Genomic DNA, 17,946 nt, shown 5'->3' with positions numbered 1-17,946 from the left:
CTCCTTGCATTCACAGTCTGGCCGCTACCGATGCGGCGGGCGGCAGGGCGCGACCGAGCCGCGCACCACCAGTTCCGTATCCAGCACGATGGTCTCGGCCGTGCGTTTGCCGTTCAGGCGATCCACCATCAGCGCCATGGCCCTGCGGCCCATTTCCTGCCGGGGCTGGCGCACCGTCGTCAGCGGCGGCTCGAAGGCGTTGGCGAAAATGATGTCGTCGAAGCCGATGACGGAGACATCGGCCGGAACCGAAACGCCACGCGCACGCAATTCGCTGATCGCACCAATCGCCATCTGGTCGCTCGAGGCGAAGATCGCGGTGAAGGCAACGTCATTTTCAAGAAGAGACGCAATCGCCTGACGGCCCGCCTCGATGCTGTAGTCGCCCGTCACGACAAGTTCGTCGGCATAAGCGATATCGGCCTCGGCAAGTGCATCGCGGTAACCGTCGAAACGCTCCTGCGCCAGACTTTCCGGCACGGGACCGGCCAGATGCACGATCCTTTTGTGTCCGGCTTCAATGAGGTGGCGCATGGCGTTGATGGAGGCGGCGCGGTTATCGACCTTGACGGTCGGCAGCGCGAGGCCCGGCACCGTTTCCGACGCGATGACAATCGGCGGCAACGCATCGCCCTGATCGAGAAACTCGGCGGGAAACTGGCCGGTCATCAGGATCAGGCCGTCGGCATGTTTCTGGCGCACCATGTCGATATGGGTCGCCACGCGGTTCTCGTCGTTGCGGGCATCGCCCATCAGCACCTTGAAGCCCGCTTCGCCCGCCGCTTCCTCAACGCCCTTGTAGATTTCGAGATAAAACGGGTTGCCGATATCGCGAACGAGAAGGATGACGGTGTTGTTGGATTGGCGGCGGAAGCTCGCCGCCTGCGCATTGGGAACGAAGTTCGCCTGTCGGACGGCGTCGAAAACCTTCTTGCGGGTTTCCGGGCGAACCTTGTCGGGTTGCTGCAGCGCCCGCGATACGGTCGCGATGGAAACGCCCGCGAGAGCTGCCACTTCCCTGATATTAGAACCTTGGTCTTTGCTCATCTGTCACACACGCAACTGCTTTTGGCGGCCATAAAGCAGCATCAGCGCTAGCAACGTGACACCGAATATGATCTGCCGTGCCCATACATCGAGGTTGAGCGTTATCAGTACGCTTTGCAGAATGGTGAGCGCAACAGCCCCGGCCATGGTTCCGACATATCCGCCCGCACCGCCGGCAAGCGAGGTGCCACCGATGACGACCGCGATGATCGACGGAAGCACATATTGGTCACCGACGGAGATGAAGGACGTGCCGGTGTAACCGATGACGCACACCCCGGTCAGCCCGGCAAACAGGCCGGAAAGGCCATAAAGCAGCGTGCGGATCAAAGAGACGGGCAATCCGGTGAGCGTCGCCGCCCGCTCGTTCGAGCCGATGGCATAAATGGCGAAACCGAAGGCCGTGCGGCGCAGGACGAACAGCATGATCGCGGCGATGCCCAGCCAGACGAAAAGCACGCCGGGAATGCCGAAGATGAGCGGCCGGTTGATGAAGCCCGCCAGCAGGGGTGCAGCCGCACCTGATGGAACGCCCTGCGAATAAACGACCAGCCCGCCCTGAATGACCGCCGTCATGCCAAGCGTCATGACCAGTGGCGGGATGCGCACGAAGGTGATGCCGAGGCCGTTGATGAGGCCGATCAGGAAGGGGATGCCGCCTGCAACGAGAATGGCAAGCGGAATGCCCGCATTCTGGCCGTTCATCATATTGCCGGCAAGGACGGCGCCGAGCGAGATCATCGCGCCGACGGAAAGGTCGATGCCTTCACGGCCGCCGAGGATGACGAGATTCTGGCCCGCCGCGACGATGCCGAGAATGGCGGCAATCGTCAGCAGTCGTACGATCTGCGAGCCCTGTGCGAAGCCGGGCGACAACAATTCGCCGACCAGCAGCAGGAAGACCGATGCGCCAATGGCGATGGTCAAGGGATCTGTGAGGAGGGTTTTGATTTGCAAGCCGGGATTGGTCATATCAACGCCTCGTCACCAGAACACCGCCGGCCAGCGCCGTCAGCACGATCAAACCCTGCACCAGTGTCTGGTACTCGAAGGGCAGGCCCGCAAAGAAAATCACATTACCGATCATGCCGAGCACCAGCGCGCCGGCAATCGACCCTGTCGAGCTGCCGAAACCGCCCGAAAGTGCGGTGCCGCCCAGAACCACGGCCGAGATGGAAGACAACGCCAGACTTGCGCCGAGCAAAGGGTCGCCCGAGGCCGTCTCCCCTGTTAGGCAAAGCGCTGCCAGCGCCGAGAACAGGCCGGAGATCATGTATGCGCCGATGCGGATACCCGAAAGGCGCAGACCCGTCTGGAAGGCACCGGTGCGATTGCCGCCGACGGCCAACAGGTGCGTATGAAACGGAATACGAGTCACGATGAGGGTGAAGGCAATGCCCCCAATCAGCACCCACAGCACGAAGGGCAGGCCGATGAAGCTGCCGGAATAGGTCTGCCAATAGGCTTCCGGCACCGGAAGGCCCGCCTGCGGCAGCACCCAGATCGCCAGCCCGGCAAAGATGATACCGGTTGCGAAGGTGGTGACGATGGGCTGGAAGCGCAGGCCGGATATGAAGAGGCCATTGACCAGTCCGCAGAGCAGCCCGACAGCCACACCCGCCGCCATGCCGGCGAAGACAGCGCCTGTCGTGCCGCCCAGTGCGGCGATGACGCTGACGGTGACGACATTGGCAAGCGCCACGATGCTGCCAACCGACAGATCGATATCGCCCGCCAGAATGACATAGGTCTGGCCAATGGCGACCAGGATCAGCGGCAGGAACGTCGTCAGGTTCGATTGCAGCACGGAGGGCTGAACGAAGGAGGGTTGCAGAAACGTGTTCACGGCGATGAGAAGCGCCAATACGACGAGGGTGATGACCCATGGCTGCCTGCGCAGAAAACCGGAGGCGCTCATGCGGCATCTCCATAAGCGGCGCGGGTCATGTTTACGGATGTCATGTCGGCTCCGGTCAGTTCCGCAGAAATGCGTCCACCGTTGAACACAAGAATGCGGTCGGCATATTCGAGGATTTCCGCATCCTCCGAGGAATAAAGAAGGATGGTCGCGCCGGCATCGGCCTGTTGCCGCATCAGGGCAAAGAGATCGGCCTTCGCGCCAAGATCGATGCCCTTGGTCGGATCGTCGAGCAAAAGCAGTTTCGGCGCGGTGGCGAGCCAGCGGGAGATAAAGATTTTCTGCTGGTTGCCGCCCGAAAGCGTGCCTATCGGCATATCCAGGCCGGCAAACTTCGTTTTCATGTCATCCGCGACCTTCTGCACGCGCGGTTTCAGCGTCGCAGGACGGACCAGCCGCATCTTTTCGCGCACCATCAGCGCCGCGACGAGATTTTCGAAGATCGACCGGCCCTGGAGGGAAGCGTCACGGCCACGGTCGCCAGAGACATAAGCAAAGCCGCTATGAACCGCCTGCGAAGGCTTGCCGATGGTGATTTCACGACCCTCAAACCGGATTTGGCCTGAGGCAAATGGGTTGGCACCGAAAAGACCCTTCAGCAAGGCCGACTGGCCCTGACCCTGCAGGCCGGCCAGACCAACGATTTCGCCCGGATAGGCTTCGAGAGAGACACCGCGAACGCCCTCACCGGCAACATCCGTCAGCTTCAGGCTCGGCGAAGCAGCCGAACGCCCGTTCTGACGGGCAGGAGCAGCCCGAACATCGCCGACCATGTCGTGGACGATGGCTTCACGGGTGGTTGCCGCCGTATCGAGTTCGGAAATCGTCGCGCCGTTGCGCATGACGGTGATACGGTCGCAGACGGCGAAAACCTCGTCGAGACGGTGGGAAATCATGATGGTGGAGACACCGTCCGCCTTCTTGGCCCGGAGTATCTCGAAAAAGCGCTGCGACTGGCGGCCATCGAGCGCCGCCGTCGCCTCGTCCATGATCATCAGGCTGGCATTCTGGGCGAAGACCTTGAGGATTTCGACGAGCTGGCGCTGATCGGGCGGCAGATTGCCGACGATTGCATCCGGCTCCAGCCCTTCGCCAGCCACGCCGTCAAACAGCGCGATCAGCCTCGCCGCTTCGGCCTTCAGCGCCTTGCCGTCAACAAAGATGCCGCGTTTCGGCTCACGGCCGAGGAAAATATTGTCGGCGACCGAAAGCTGCGGAACGAGGCTGAGTTCCTGATAAAACAGCGCAATACCGGCATTTTCGGCGTCCCTCGGGCTTTTAAAGCGCACGTCTTCGCCATTGAACCTGATCGCGCCGCTGGTCGGCGCGACCGCGCCCGCAACGATCTTGCAGAGCGTGCTCTTGCCGCAGCCATTGGCGCCCAGAAGCGCGTGAATTTCACCGCGGCCAACCGTCAGCCTGCCGTCGGAAAGCGCGCGTACCGCGCCAAAATTCTTCGTTATGCCGGCCGCTTCCAAAGCGTTCGCCATCGCATGTCCCCGAATAATGCTTGTCACGGGCGGATGGCCAAGGCCCGGTCCGCACTCGAAATTGTGGTTCGGGCCGGCGTTCGCCGCCGACCCGAAACGGCTCTTACTTGAAGAACTCGCCAGCCTGCTCCGGCGTCACGGTCGCCGTGACGGACCAGTAGCCCGGCTTGCCATCGGCAGCCTTGATGTTGTCGGCAAGGTTGTCGTTGCTGACGAAGGGGATCGGAATATAGATGGCGTTACCATAGGCGCCGCCGAAAATACCGTCCTTGAATTCCTTGCCCTGCAGCTTCAGCACCGCAACATTAAGCGCGCTGGCCATGACGCCGGGAGGATTGACCGAAGCGCCGGAATTGAACTTTTCCTTTTCCCAGCGGGTCATGAAGTCCTTGCGGATTTCACCTGTCGCGGCAATGTCCTTGGTCTTGCCTGCGGCTTCGATGGCGCGCCATGCGCCGTCCGCCATGCCGTCCTGCACCCAGACGCCGCTGATATCGGGATAGGTGGCAAGCAGGTTCTGCATGGCCTGCTGGCCCTGCGCCTGATCCCAGCTCGCATTGGCTTCGTTCAGCACCTTGATGTCAGGATATTTCTTGAACACTTCACGGTAACCGGCGACGCGGGCTTCGTTTGCCGGGTTGCCGGCGATGCCATTGATGGCGACCACGCTTCCTTTGCCCTTCAGCGAATCCGCAAGCCACTGTGCGGATTGCGCCGCCCATGCCTTCTGGTCGATACCGACATAGATCGCATCCTTCGAGGACACTTCGGCGTCGGTGGCGATAACGAGAATATTGCGCGCCTTGGCCTGCGCGAAGATCGGATCGAAGGCCGTCGGGCTGCCGGGATTGATGAGGATCGCATCGACGCCCTGGTTCATGAAGTTGCGGATATGGCCGATTTGCCCCTGCACATCAACATTGCCGCTCTGAACGACAACCTCAACCTTGACGCCCTTTTCGCCCCAGGCTTTGGCGGCAGCCTGAGCCTCTTCGATCATCTGCGTGCGCCATTCGCTGCCGACGAAAGAATTGGAAAGACCGATCTTGAAGCTCTGCTCCTGGGCATGCGCCGACGTGCCCGCCGCCAGCACCATCGCGGCAGCAGCCATCAAATGTCTAAACATGAAATTTGCTCCTCCAAGCACGGTTTTTAACTAATGAAACCGTTTACATCGGTAAATGTAACCGTTTTCATAAATGAGTCAATCCCGAGAATGATTTTTATCCAAGGGCGCGGAACGGCGGCGGATGAACAGTTCCGACCGGCGGAAAAGGCTTGAAAAATTGAGACATGCGGCGAGCCCGGCGCAGCACGAAGCTTCGGAAAATGTCCTTGCCCGGCAGATCATGCCGGTTTTCATTTCACTGTAGACAATGGGAGGATTCCCGCTTCAAATCGCCTCGAGTCAGCCATTAGGAGAACGACCAATGGAAATATTGCGCGCAGGAACACGGGCATCGGCGAAAGGCCCGGAGGCATGGTTCACGGGTCAGGTCCGCATCGATCCCCTCTTCAACCCCTTTGATGCCGAGCGGGTTCAGGGCGCTCAGGTCACCTTCGAACCCGGCGCCCGCACCGCCTGGCACACCCATCCCCTCGGCCAGACCCTGATTGTTGTCTCCGGCCTCGGACGGGCGCAGCGCGAAGGCGGCCCGGTGGAGGAAATCCGTCCCGGCGATACCGTCTGGTTCGCACCGGGAGAAAGGCACTGGCACGGGGCAGCACCCGATGTCGCCATGACCCATATTGCACTCCAGGAGGTCAAGGATGGCAAGGTGGTGGACTGGATGGAACAGGTGACAGATGACCAATATGGCGGCTGACGCGGATGTGCCGGCGTGGCGGATGAATAGCCCGTAGCAGTGCGGCAGCGTCGACCGGCGACGAAACATCCGCAACCAATGGCGGAGGCCTGCAAACCGCGACGCTACAGAAGCCGTCGTCGCAGCAGAGCCTCCAGCCACTCCGCAAAGACCTGCAGCCGCCGCGACAGATGCTGTCGATGGGAATAAAGCAACGTCATCGGCATCGACTCAGCCCGATGGGCCGGCATGACCTCGATGAGTTCGCCGCTTTCCAGATGCGGCCTGACGTCGTAAGCCGGTATCTGGATCAAGCCGAGACCGGCGAGACAGCAGGCGATATAGGCCTCGGCATTGTTGACGGTGACGCGACCGCGCATGGAAAGCGAATGCAGCGTCTCACCTTCGACCCATTCCCAGTTTTCCACCCGCCCACTGGAGGGCGACGCGTAATTGACCGCCCAATGGCGGGAAAGATCGTGGGGCGTTTTCGGCGTTCCATGATGCGCGAGATAGGAGGGGCTTGCGACATTGATCAACGGCAACTTGCCGATCGGGCGGGCGATCAGGCCGGAATCGCTAAGCGGCCCGACGCGCAGCACGCAATCGATATTGTCTTCCACCAGATCGACGGCGCGGTCGGTAACGCCGAGACCTATGTCGATCTGCGGATAAAGGTCGAGAAATTCCGGCAGCGCCGGTGCGATGACCAGCCGCCCGATCCGGCCCGGCACGTCGATCCGCAACCGGCCCGAAGGCTGCGCCGCCGTCTGCCGGAAGAGATTTTCCGCGTCTTCGACATCGGCGATCAGCCGCTGGCAGCGCTCGTAAAAGGCCGAACCATCCTCGGTTGGCGAGACCTTGCGCGTTGTGCGGTTCAGCAGCCGCGCACCGACACGCCCTTCCAGTTCCTGCACCGCCGCCGAAACCGAAGAACGCGGTATGCCGAGAGTATCAGAGGCCCGCGTGAAACTCGCGCAGTCAACGACGCGTGTGAAGATACGGAACAGGTCGATACGGTCCAACCGAAACACCCTATTGTGCGGCTTTTCTGACAAGTCATGTCAGAATAAGCGCCTTTATCGCGCAAAGCTAGACGATATCCTTCTGCAACGAAAGCGGCCACCAGCGTGGCCGAGCACGGCAAAAGGAGGCCGACCCATGACAGACCATTCCCTCAAGGGCAAAACCGTCATAATCGCCGGCGGCGCGAAAAATCTCGGTGGATTGATTGCCCGCGATTTTGCCGGTCAGGGCGCCGGCGCCATCGCCATCCATTACAACAGCGCCGCAACCAGGGCCGACGCCGAGGCAACGGTGGCAGCCGTGAAGGCGGCCGGCGCTGAGGCTGTCGCCCTTCAGGCCGATCTCACCACGGCAGGTGCGGTCGAAAAGCTGTTTGCCAATACCGTCGCCGCCATCGGCCGCCCGGATATTGCCATCAATACCGTCGGCAAGGTTCTGAAAAAGCCGATCCTCGACACGTCAGAAGCCGAATATGACGAAATGACTGCCGTCAACGCCAAGTCGGCCTTCTTTTTCCTCCAGCAGGCCGGTCGCCACGTCAGCGATAACGGCAAGATTTGCACCCTCGTGACATCGCTCCTTGGCGCCTTCACGCCGTTTTACGCCAGCTATGCCGGCACCAAGGCCCCGGTGGAACACTTCACCCGTGCAGCCGCCAAGGAATTTGGCGAACGCGGTATATCCGTGACGGCAATCGGTCCCGGACCGATGGACACGCCATTCTTCTACGGTCAGGAAACGCCGGAGGCGCAGGCCTATCACAAGAGCGCCGCCGCTCTTTCCGGCTTCTCCAAAACCGGCCTCACCGATATCGAGGACATCGTTCCCTATATCCGCTTCCTCGTCACGGATGGCTGGTGGATGACCGGCCAGACCATTCTGGTCAATGGCGGTTACACCACGAAATAGTCGCTGCCGGATGGCACCCGGCTCAGGCCAGCGGCTCATTTCAGGTAGCAGAACCGCGATGCAAAAAAGTATCGAACGCCATATGGCCTGAATTATATATGCCGGTGTAAAACCCCTCATCCTGTTGATGGAAACCTTGGGGGTATCGGATGAATTCCGGGCGTCGTGGCGTTCTCGCATTTCTGGGCGGCCTTGTACTGGCAAGGCCGTCTCTCGGCGCAGCATCGGGCAAGCCTGCGGCCTTTGCCGAATCCCGTTCCGAATACAAACCTCGGCATATCCTCTGTTTTCTTGGTGCGGAAAATGGGCTGGCGGCGCTGCAGAAGAGCGCCCGAGCCGCCATCGATGATTTTGCGCCCGATTTCAGTCTCGACGAGGATTATTCCCAGGATGAGGCGGACGACCGAATGGAACGTTCGTTCAATGTCTGCTGGGATCGCGTCGACCCCGATGCCTACCAGCCGGAGGATGAGGCAGCCGTCGCCACGCACGGCTCGGTTCTTTATGTGCTCAGCCCATCCATGGATGCCGAAATAGCCGTGAAGACATCCGCAAACGCCCTCAGATTCGTACAGCACATGCTCGATCACGGCGCTGTCGCCGTGAAGGGTGAAAGTGCGGGCGTCGCCCATGGCGCGAGGCGCTGGAAGCAGCTTTACGAGCAGTCGCGTGGCGAGGCGGCGGCCGGTGACGGGATGGCGCTTGCCGGAACCTGCCGTCTGGCTTTCGCACGCCGCCCCATAGGAGACGATGCCGAAGGCATGACGAGCGTCGGGTTTCACCTGATCGGCTTGCCCGATGTGCAGGTGCGCTTCACCAAAAAAGACGGGGATCAACCGTCCACCAACGCCGAACAGATGAAGATAGCCGCGTTGATAGACAATATCGCCGAGCAAATGGCGCGTGAAGGCGTTGAAGCCACTCTGAAGGGCCGTGGCGCCTCCCTCTCAGACGACACACGCTATGAGGAAGACGAATATAAATTCAATCCTTTCGGCGTCGTGAGCGTTGACGGCCTCAAGCTTTAACGCCCCCTGCTGCCTTATGGGGCGGGGTCGCTCTCGCCGGCCACCAGAAGCATGGGCCACACGCAATGGCGGGCCTGATTGGGGTAAAAGGGCGCGTAGGCCGGCATGGTCGATAACAACGTCTGGGCCACCGTCACGCCGAGATCATGCAGGGACATGCGGAAACTGGTCAGCCGCGGTTCCAGAAACTGGCCGCGCGGGCCATCGCGGAAGCCGATGACGGCGAGATCGCGCCCCGGTTTCAGCCCCACTTCCGCAAGCCGGCGATAAAGACCGACGGCCATCAATTCGTAGATCAGCACGATCGCCGTTGGCCGGGGCCGCATCTGCAGCCACTCGCTGGCGGCATGATAACCGCCCTGCTCGCTCGATTTCGCGCGGATGACCAGCGAGGAATCGTAAGCGATGCCATTGTCTTCCAGCGCGCGCCTGTATCCTTCGAGAAAAACATAACCGAGATTGATATCGCTGTCTGGCACCGCCACCGCAATCGAACGATGACCGGCAGCGGCAAGGCGGTCGACCGCATTTTTCGCGACGCCCTCGAAATCGAGGTCGATCCAAGCGTGAGTGTCGCTGGAAGCCGTGCGTCCGAGCGCTACGAAAGGCAGCCGGGTCTGCTTCAGGAAATCAACACGTTTGTCTATCCGCCGCGTCGCGGAAATGATCATCGCATCCACCATGCGGCGCGCCACCATGCGCTTCAGATATTCATCCGGATCCTCTTCCCCCGGACAGGGCAGAACGATGAGATCGAGATTATGTCCGGAAAACACGCTTTGCAGACCGTCCGTCACACCGAGGAAAAAGTTGTCGGAGTTCTCCACGGTCTGCGCGTCGCTGCCGGTCATCAGGCCGATGACATTGGTGGTTCCCTGCCTGAGGCTACGGCCGGACTGGTTGGCGACATAACCCAGCTTTTCCGCCGCTTCCAGAACACGCCGCCGCGTTTCTTCGTTCACATCCGGCTTGCCGTTCAGGGCACGGGAAACAGTGCCTATCGATATCTCCAGATAATCGGCAAGCTGACGAATTCCTTTCATGCACTCCCCTCCCAGGCCCGGCGCGCAATCGACGCGCCCCTTAACGGTCTTGACATATCTAACATCATCAGCATAGTCTCGTAAACGTTTACGATACTCTGCGCAAAAGAGGAGTTTGCGAAAGAGTCCGGGGAGATGAGATGACATTCAATGCCGTTTTATGCGGGTGCGGAGCCATGGCCAAAGGCTGGTTGCGCGCCATTCAATCCACGCCGGAAATCGCCGGTGCGATCAGGATCGCCGGTCTGGTCGACCTGAACGAGAACACGGCCCGCGCGCTTGCCGAAGAATTCGCCCTCACCGATGCGGTCATCGGCACGGATCTGCGCGAGGTTCTCGCTAAAACGAAAGCCGACATCCTTTTTGATATCGTCATCCCACAGGCACGCTTCGCCGTGGTTGAGGCCGGTCTTGAGGCCGGGTGCCATGTGCTCAGCGAAAAGCCGCTTGCCGCCTCCATGGAGGAAGCTGCCACGCTGGTCGAACTGGCGGAAAAAGCCGGCAAAATTCATGCCGTGGTACAAAACCGGCGGTTTGTGGCGGGTATCCGGCGGCTGCGCCGTGCGCTGGAAGATGGCGTTATCGGCGATTTGACGGCCATCCATTGCGATTTCTTCCTTGGGCCGCATTTCGGTGGCTTCCGCGAGGAGATGAAAAACGTCCTGCTTCTCGACATGGCGATCCACACCTTCGACGCGGCCCGTTTTGTCGCCAATGAAAAACCCCTCTCCGTCTTCTGCGTGGAGAAGAACCCGGCCGGCTCATGGTATGCCCATGGCGCAAGCGCCAACGCCATTTTCGAGTTCTCGAATGATGTCGTCTTCACCTATCGCGGCTCCTGGTGCGCCGAAGGCGAGCGGACCAGCTGGGAAGCGCGCTGGCGACTGATCGGCTCCAAGGGCATGATCCTCTGGGACGGGGAAGACAATTTCTCCGCCTCCGTGGCCGGCGACGAACAGGGGCTTCTGCGTGGCTCTAGGACCGTAAACGTTTCCGAAGCCATTTCCGAGAAGGACACGCGTGGTCATGCCAGCGTCATTCTCTCGTTCCTTCAATCCATCCGCACGGGTGAGATGCCGGAAACGGCCTCCTTCGACAACATCAACAGCCTTGCCATGGTGATCGGCGCGATTGAAAGCGCCCGCCTCGGCCAGCGTGTTTCCATTGCAGCATAAGGACTGAAAGACGTGAGCAATCCGGCAACATCCATCCGCATCGGCACCATGGTCAGCGCCACCAAGGGACAGGGGGCCGAACGCATCGGCCAGATCGCCGATCTCGGCTTTGAAAGCTTCGAGCCGTTCTTCTGGCAGACGACCAACGGTCAGGACCTTGCCGAACTCGGCAAGCGCTGCCGCGAGGCGATCGGCGAGCGCGACATCACCATCAGCACGCTCGGCATGTTCGGCAATCCGCTGGAGGAGACCGACATCGACCTTGAGACATTGCAGGGCTGGAAAGACTGCATCGACAATGCCCACCATTTCGGCGCGACCTGCGTTGCGGGGTTTACCGGCCGATTGCGCGGCAGGCCGCTGCCGGAAAGCCTTCCCCGATACAGGCAAATCTGGAGCGAGCTTGCAAAACGCGCCGCCGATAAGGGCGTGAAGATCGCCTTTGAAAACTGCGCCATGGACGGCAACTGGCAGACTGGCGACTGGAACATCGCGCATAATCCCGACGCCTGGGAGCTGATCTTCAACGAAACGCCGGACGAGCATATCGGCATCGAATGGGAACCCTGCCATCAGATGGTCTATCTGATCGACCCGCTGCCGCAGATCCGCAAATGGGCGGACAAGATTTTCCACGTGCACGGCAAGGACGCGACCATCCGCTGGGATGTCATTCGCGAGCACGGCATTTTCGGCAAGGAAAAATTCGTCTTCATGCGCACGCCGGGCTTCGGCGACAGCAACTGGACGGACATTATTTCCGAACTGCGCCTCGCCGGCTGGTCCGGCTCCATCGATATCGAGGGCTGGCATGACCCCGTCTATCGCGATGCGCTGGAAATGACGGGCCAGGTGCATGGCCTGAACTATCTGAAAAAATGCCGCGGCGGCGATTTCGTCGTCGACCCGACATAACGAAAGCCTTTTGGGAGAAGGTTTTCAAAAATTGCAGAGACGATAACCAAGAGGAGGAGATTATGGGTATCGCGAAATGCATGATGGCCGGCGCGTTTATGCTGGCGGGCGTATCCGCCGGCGCTATTGCGGCGCAGGCGGAAGATGTGACGTTGACCCTCTGGTCGCTGGATCGCGATATCCAGCCGGCGCCGAACCTCATCAAGGAGTTCAACGCGCTCAATAACGGCATCAAGATCGAATACCGGCAATTGCAGTTCGATGATGTGGTGAGCGAATCCATGCGCGCCTATTCCACTGGCAATGCGCCGGACATCATCGCCATCGACAACCCCAACCATGCCATGTTCGCCGCACGCGGGGCCTTTCTCGATGTGACCGACATGATCGCCAAGTCGGACGTCATCAAGACGGAGAATTATTTTCCGGGACCGCTGAAATCGGTGATGTGGGACGGCAAATATTTCGGCGTGCCGAAGGCGACGAACACGATTGCGCTTTATTACAACAAGGACCTGTTCAAGGCAGCAGGCCTCGATGCAGCAAAACCGCCGCAGACCTGGGACGAGCTGGTGGAAGCGGCCCGTAAGCTGACCGACCCCTCGAAGAATATTTACGGCATCAGCTTCAGCGCCAAGGCAAATGAAGAAGGCACCTTCCAGTTCCTGCCCTGGGCGCAAATGGCGGGCGCGACCTACAAGAACATCAATACCGAGGGTGCGGTCAAAGCGCTCGAGACGTGGAAGCTGATGCTGGATGAAAAGCTGGCATCGCCGGATACGCTGACGCGCAGCCAATGGGACTCCACCGCCACCTTCAATGCCGGCAACGCCGCCATGGTCATTTCCGGCCCATGGGAAATCGACCGTATGCTGAAGGACGCCAAGTTTGACTGGGGTGTCGCTTTGCTGCCGGTGCCCACGCCGGACGCCCCCCGGTCTTCGGCCATGGGCGACTATAACTGGGCGATCTTCTCCAAGACGAAACATCCGGAAGAAGCCTTCAAGGCAATCGAGTTCTTCGCCTCAAAGGACAAGGACATGTTCAAGAACTTCGGCCAGTTGCCGGCGCGCTCGGATATTCCCGTTCCGCCGACCGGCAATGCGCTGAAGGATGAGGCGCTGAAGACCTTCGTGGAACAGCTGAAATATGCGCAGCCGCGCGGCCCCTCGCCCGAATGGCCGAAGATTTCCAAGGCGATTCAGGATGCCATTCAGGGTGCGCTTTCGGGTCAGATGACGCCGAAAGCCGCGCTCGACCAGGCCGCTGAAAAGATAAAGCTGGTCGAAGGCTGATCCGGGCGGGCGGCCGGGTTTCTCCGGCCTCCACCCAAGGGGTTCCTCCCGGTGGGGCTGCCTGTCGCGACAAGCGGCGGCGGCCCCGACTGGAGCTTGCGAGGATGTTTCATGAAAAAACTGTTTTCCAGCCTCAGTGACGGTCGCGGTTTCGATATCGTCCTTGTCGCCTTTCCTTTGGGCTTCCTGTTCTTCATGGCGGGGCTGCCGCTCATCTACAACATCGTCATGAGCTTTCAGGAAGTCGACATGTTCAGCCTGGGCACCTTCGTGCGCCCCTTCGTCGGCTTCAAGAATTACATCGACCTGTTCCGGCAGCCGGAAACATTGCCGATCCTTTTCAACACCGTCACCTTTGTCGTGGCCTCGATTGCCGGGCAATTCGCCATCGGCTTCGGCCTGGCGCTGTTCTTCTGGGTCAATTTTCCCGGCGCCACCTGGCTGCGCGGCCTTTTTCTCGTCTCATGGGTCATGCCCGGCCTCGTGGTGGGCGCGATTTGGAACTGGATCCTGTCCGGCGATTTCGGCGTGTTGAATTTCTTCCTACGGGAAAGCGGCCTGATATCGGGCAATATCTTCTGGCGGTCGGATGCGAATTTTTCGCTCTGGGCGGTCGTCATCGCCAATATCTGGCTCGGCACCTCCTTCAACATGATCCTGCTTTCCGTCGGCCTCGCCTCCATTCCCGGCGACCTCTACGAGGCCGCGGAACTGGACGGGGCGAACGCCTGGCAGCGCTTCTACACCATCACCCTGCCGATGATGCGCTCCACCATCGGCGCGATCGTTTCGCTCGGGCTGATCTTCACGCTGCAGCAATTCGATCTTTTCGCCGCCATTACCGATGGCGGACCGAACAACAGCTCCAACGTGGCGCAATATTGGGCCTGGGATCTGTCCTTCCGGCAATATGATTTCGGCAAGGGCGCCACGATCTCCGTCATCATGATCGTTTTCGTCATGCTGGCCTCCATCGTTTATGTGCGCTCCACACGGCATGAGGTGCGCGGATGAGCATCACGACCCGCAACCGCCTGATGCTGGCCATCGCCATCGTGCTCGCCATCATCTACCTCTTCCCGCTTTACTGGATGTATCTGACCTCGCTCAAAAGCGGCTCGGAAATGTTCGCCAATCCGCCCGCCTTCTGGCCCACGGACCCGCAATGGCAGACCTATGCCTATGTCTGGAACAGCCGCAACATGGGCCGATACCTGTGGAACTCGGTGCTGATCGCCTCCAGCGCGGTGCTGCTGATCACCATTCTCGGCGTCGGCTGTGCCTATGTGCTGGCGCGCTATCGCAATGTCTGGGTGGATATCGGCCTGTTCCTCATCCTCATGCTGCAGGTTCTCCCGGCATCGCTGATGATCACGCCGATCTTCGTCGGTTTCTCGCAATTCGGGCTTCTGGATTATCCGCGCCTGTCGGTCATCCTCGCCATTGCGGCGAAAAGCATGCCCTTCTTCGTGGTGCTTGTGCGCGCCACTTTCATGGCCGTGCCGCAGGAGCTGGAAGAGGCGGCGCTGGTGGATGGCAATTCTCGGGTCGGCGCTTTCTTCAACATCGTGCTGCCGCTTGCCAGAAACGGCATTCTCGTCAGCGCCATCCTCATCTTCATGCAGGCCTTCGGCGAGTTCGTCTATTCGAAATCAATGATCCAGGCGGCCGAATTGCAGCCGGCGAGCGTCGGCCTCAATTCCTTCATGGGCCCCAATACCAGCGAATGGAACAACATCATGGCCTATGCGACCATGTATGTGACGCCCATTCTCGCCCTCTTCATTCTCTTGCAGCGCCGCATCGTTTCCGGCCTGACCTCAGGAGCGCTCAAATGACCCTTCAGATCGAACTTTCCGGCGTCAACAAATATTACGGCGCCTTTCATGCGCTGAAGAACATCAACCTTTCCATCAAGAAGGGCACTTTCGTCGCACTTGTCGGCCCGTCGGGCTGCGGCAAATCCACACTTCTGCGCTCGCTCGCCGGGCTGGAAACCATATCGGCCGGCGACATGCGCATTGCCGGCACCCTCATGAACGGCGTGCCGCCGCGCAAGCGCGATGTGGCGATGGTGTTCCAGTCCTATGCGCTCTACCCGCATATGACCGTGGAGGAAAATCTCACCTATTCGCTGCGTATGCGCGGCGTCGCCAAGGCCGAGGCCCGCAAGGCGGCGGAAGAAGTCGCCGCCACAACAGGTCTTTCAAAGCTGATGAAGCGTTATCCCCGTGAACTCTCCGGCGGCCAGCGCCAGCGCGTGGCCATGAGCCGGGCGATTATCCGCAATCCGCAGGCCTTCCTGTTCGATGAGCCGCTTTCCAATCTCGATGCGGCGCTACGCGTCCACATGCGCAAGGAAATCCGCGCACTGCACGATCGCCTGCATGCCACGTCGGTCTATGTCACCCATGACCAGATCGAAGCGATGACCATGGCCGATCATGTCGTCGTCATGCGCGATGGCGTGATCGAGCAGCAGGGCACACCGCTGGAACTATACGACCGCCCGGTCAATCGTTTCGTTGCGGGCTTCATCGGCTCGCCGGCCATGAATTTCATTCCGGCGACCGTCAGCCCGGATGGCGCGGCGCTTCAGCTCAGGTTCGGCGAAGGCGAGCCGCAGCAATCGATCGGGAATCCGGCCTCCCTACCGCCCGGCAAGGATGTGATCGTCGGCATCAGGCCGGAACATATCCGGCCGGCCGCAGCAGCCGGGGTGGCATTGACGCTGCCGGTTTCCGCGGTGGAGACGACCGGCTCGGCCACTTTCCTCACCACGGGAACCTCCACCGAACTGGTCATCGCGGTGCAGGGACGCAGCGCGGTCAAAGCCGGTGAAACGATCGGCCTCGACATCGACCCGTCCGATATGCATTTGTTCGATGCGGAAACAGGCATCGGCTTCCTGACCCGCTGAGCGGCGGTTTTTGCCGGCTGTGTCCTCCGCCGGCAAACACGAAGCGTGGAGTCGAATGACCATAAACGGGAAAACAGCATTCCTTATCGGCGCAGCCATCCTCGCCGGTCTTGTCATCGTCCAGCTCAAGGATGTCCACATCGCCATCGGGGAACGCGCCATGGGAGGTTATGACGGTTCGAGCAACCCGGAAGCAGCCTCCCGCGCCGAGCGGGAGGCAAAGGAGGCCGCCGCGCGTGCCGAGGCCGCGGCAAGCGCGCTGGAACCGCAAAACTGACCGCGACCACAGCACCCGAAATATTTCGATTGGAATAGTCGCTGCAATCTGACCTGTGCTATCAGACAGGTGGATTCGCAACGGGGGATTGAATGGCGAAAGGGTTCGTAACGGCCGAAGAAGTAGCAAAAAAGGCGGGTGTCTCACGCTCCGCCGTTTCCCGCACCTTCACTCCCGGCGGCAGCGTATCCAAGGCCGTCCGACGCAGGGTGTTGAAAGCTGCGCAGGAACTTGGCTATCGCGTCAACCGTCTGGCGCAGGGCCTCAATAACGACCGCTCCAACCTCATTGGTGTTGTCGGAGCAAATCTCAGTTCTCCCTTCATTTCGAAACAGCTCGATTTCCTCAGCATCGGTCTCTTGCGCCGTGGCCTGCAATGCCTGCTGCTGAATGCGGCAGATGCGCGCAAGGACATCGCACCGCTCATCGAGCGTCTCTTCGAATTCCGCGCGCAGGCCATCATCGTTCTTTCCGGTGAACCTCCGGCCTCTATTATCGACGAATGCATCGCCAACGGCGTGCGTCTCATCCTCATCAACCAGCATCTCGACCGCACCGATACGAATATGGTGCTGAGCGACGATTCTTACGGCGCCAACCTGGCCGCCATGCGGCTTCTGGCTGCCAGGTGCGGAAAGGTTGCGGTTGTCTCCAGCGGCAGCCAGACGCCCGCGCAGTTGCGCCGCGTCAACGCTTTCACCGAGCGCATGACCATGGAGGGTATCCAGGTAATTCCATGGTGCGGCGGCCCCACCAGCTATGACAGTGGCTATCAGGCCGGGCGAGAATTGCTCGCGGACAGGAGCATCGACGGCGCCTTCTGTGTGACCGATCTGCTGGCACTTGGTTTCATGGACGCCGCCCGGCTGGAAATGGGCCGCCGGGTGCCGGAAGATATCTCGATTGTCGGTTTCGACGATATTCCGCAGGCCGGCTGGAAAAGCTACCAGCTGACGACCGTTGCCCAGTCTTTCGACGCGCTGACCGAAAAGGTTTTGACCGCGCTCGATAGCGATGAGCCGGAAACCCGGCTTCAGGTCGTGCCCGTTTCCATGGTCGAGCGCATCACCGCGCGCTAGATGTCCTTCCGGGCAAAAA

General features: G+C 60.4%; 18 protein-coding genes. 11 read left to right on the top strand and 7 right to left on the bottom strand.

All coding sequences use genetic code 11. The features are described 5' to 3' along the window. Nucleotides 1–24: 24 nt before the first annotated feature. From F3H58_RS17870 to F3H58_RS17850, 5 genes are all read right to left on the bottom strand, one after another. Nucleotides 25–1,047 (bottom strand): LacI family DNA-binding transcriptional regulator, encoded by a 1,023-nt coding sequence (locus tag F3H58_RS17870; protein ID WP_149743120.1) that lies wholly within the window; start codon nt 1,045–1,047, stop codon nt 25–27. Between the two features lie 3 nt (nt 1,048–1,050). Continuing rightward, complete coding sequence (locus F3H58_RS17865; RefSeq protein ID WP_065117786.1) at nt 1,051–2,019, bottom strand: ABC transporter permease; 969 nt, start codon at nt 2,017–2,019, stop codon at nt 1,051–1,053. A 1-nt stretch (nt 2,020) separates the two neighbouring features. Next, complete coding sequence (locus F3H58_RS17860; RefSeq protein WP_149743119.1) at nt 2,021–2,965, bottom strand: ABC transporter permease; 945 nt, start codon at nt 2,963–2,965, stop codon at nt 2,021–2,023. Next, nucleotides 2,962–4,455: a sugar ABC transporter ATP-binding protein gene (locus tag F3H58_RS17855; RefSeq protein ID WP_149743118.1), complete on the bottom strand. Its 1,494-nt coding sequence runs from the start codon at nt 4,453–4,455 to the stop codon at nt 2,962–2,964. The genes F3H58_RS17860 and F3H58_RS17855 overlap by 4 nt, the downstream gene beginning before the upstream one ends. A gap of 103 nt (nt 4,456–4,558) precedes the next feature. Next, nucleotides 4,559–5,581, bottom strand: a complete 1,023-nt coding sequence (locus tag F3H58_RS17850) for a substrate-binding domain-containing protein (RefSeq protein ID WP_149743117.1) — start codon at nt 5,579–5,581, stop codon at nt 4,559–4,561. Nucleotides 5,582–5,885: 304 nt separating this feature from the next. On the opposite strand from F3H58_RS17850, the gene F3H58_RS17845 reads away from it, so the two are divergent. Continuing rightward, nucleotides 5,886–6,281, top strand: coding sequence for a (R)-mandelonitrile lyase (locus F3H58_RS17845; RefSeq protein ID WP_078053300.1), 396 nt, complete (start codon nt 5,886–5,888; stop codon nt 6,279–6,281). Between the two features lie 104 nt (nt 6,282–6,385). Here the strand turns inward: F3H58_RS17845 and F3H58_RS17840 are convergent, their stop codons facing one another. After that, complete coding sequence (locus F3H58_RS17840) at nt 6,386–7,285, bottom strand: LysR family transcriptional regulator (RefSeq protein WP_149743116.1); 900 nt, start codon at nt 7,283–7,285, stop codon at nt 6,386–6,388. A 136-nt stretch (nt 7,286–7,421) separates the two neighbouring features. Here F3H58_RS17840 and F3H58_RS17835 point away from each other — a divergent pair, with 136 nt between their 5' ends. Beyond that, nucleotides 7,422–8,195 (top strand): SDR family oxidoreductase, encoded by a 774-nt coding sequence (locus F3H58_RS17835; RefSeq protein WP_149743115.1) that lies wholly within the window; start codon nt 7,422–7,424, stop codon nt 8,193–8,195. 149 nt (nt 8,196–8,344) lie between these two features. Continuing rightward, complete coding sequence (locus F3H58_RS17830; RefSeq protein WP_149743114.1) at nt 8,345–9,223, top strand: hypothetical protein; 879 nt, start codon at nt 8,345–8,347, stop codon at nt 9,221–9,223. A 14-nt stretch (nt 9,224–9,237) separates the two neighbouring features. Here F3H58_RS17830 and F3H58_RS17825 read toward each other — a convergent pair whose 3' ends face one another. Continuing rightward, nucleotides 9,238–10,266, bottom strand: a complete 1,029-nt coding sequence (locus F3H58_RS17825) for a LacI family DNA-binding transcriptional regulator (protein WP_080857825.1) — start codon at nt 10,264–10,266, stop codon at nt 9,238–9,240. A gap of 140 nt (nt 10,267–10,406) precedes the next feature. Here F3H58_RS17825 and F3H58_RS17820 point away from each other — a divergent pair, with 140 nt between their 5' ends. The 8 genes from F3H58_RS17820 (at nt 10,407) to F3H58_RS17785 (ending at nt 17,927) form a co-directional block, all read left to right on the top strand. Beyond that, nucleotides 10,407–11,441, top strand: coding sequence for a Gfo/Idh/MocA family protein (locus tag F3H58_RS17820; protein ID WP_149743113.1), 1,035 nt, complete (start codon nt 10,407–10,409; stop codon nt 11,439–11,441). 12 nt (nt 11,442–11,453) lie between these two features. Further along, nucleotides 11,454–12,356 (top strand): sugar phosphate isomerase/epimerase family protein, encoded by a 903-nt coding sequence (locus tag F3H58_RS17815; protein ID WP_149743112.1) that lies wholly within the window; start codon nt 11,454–11,456, stop codon nt 12,354–12,356. A 62-nt stretch (nt 12,357–12,418) separates the two neighbouring features. Next, a complete protein-coding gene (locus F3H58_RS17810) occupies nt 12,419–13,651 on the top strand; it encodes an ABC transporter substrate-binding protein (protein ID WP_149743111.1) in 1,233 nt (410 codons plus the stop codon). Nucleotides 13,652–13,762: 111 nt separating this feature from the next. Then, a complete protein-coding gene (locus F3H58_RS17805; RefSeq protein WP_149743110.1) occupies nt 13,763–14,665 on the top strand; it encodes a carbohydrate ABC transporter permease in 903 nt (300 codons plus the stop codon). Beyond that, the gene (locus F3H58_RS17800) at nt 14,662–15,489 is read left to right on the top strand and encodes a carbohydrate ABC transporter permease (protein WP_065655228.1); all 828 of its coding nucleotides are present in this window, start codon (nt 14,662–14,664) and stop codon (nt 15,487–15,489) included. Before F3H58_RS17805 ends, F3H58_RS17800 begins: the two co-directional genes overlap by 4 nt. Continuing rightward, nucleotides 15,486–16,571: an ABC transporter ATP-binding protein gene (locus F3H58_RS17795; RefSeq protein WP_149743109.1), complete on the top strand. Its 1,086-nt coding sequence runs from the start codon at nt 15,486–15,488 to the stop codon at nt 16,569–16,571. The genes F3H58_RS17800 and F3H58_RS17795 overlap by 4 nt, the downstream gene beginning before the upstream one ends. A gap of 55 nt (nt 16,572–16,626) precedes the next feature. Continuing rightward, entirely contained in the window at nt 16,627–16,848 is a 222-nt protein-coding gene (locus tag F3H58_RS17790) for a hypothetical protein (RefSeq protein WP_149743108.1), read from the top strand. Between the two features lie 92 nt (nt 16,849–16,940). After that, nucleotides 16,941–17,927: a LacI family DNA-binding transcriptional regulator gene (locus F3H58_RS17785; protein ID WP_149743107.1), complete on the top strand. Its 987-nt coding sequence runs from the start codon at nt 16,941–16,943 to the stop codon at nt 17,925–17,927. Nucleotides 17,928–17,946: the final 19 nt, after the last annotated feature.

The sequence above is a fragment of the Rhizobium sp. NFACC06-2 genome, assembly GCF_900101425.1.
GTDB classification, from domain to species: domain Bacteria; phylum Pseudomonadota; class Alphaproteobacteria; order Rhizobiales; family Rhizobiaceae; genus Agrobacterium; species Agrobacterium leguminum.
Note: the sequence above shows the minus strand (reverse complement) of the source record. Positions and strands in the feature narration are given on the sequence as shown.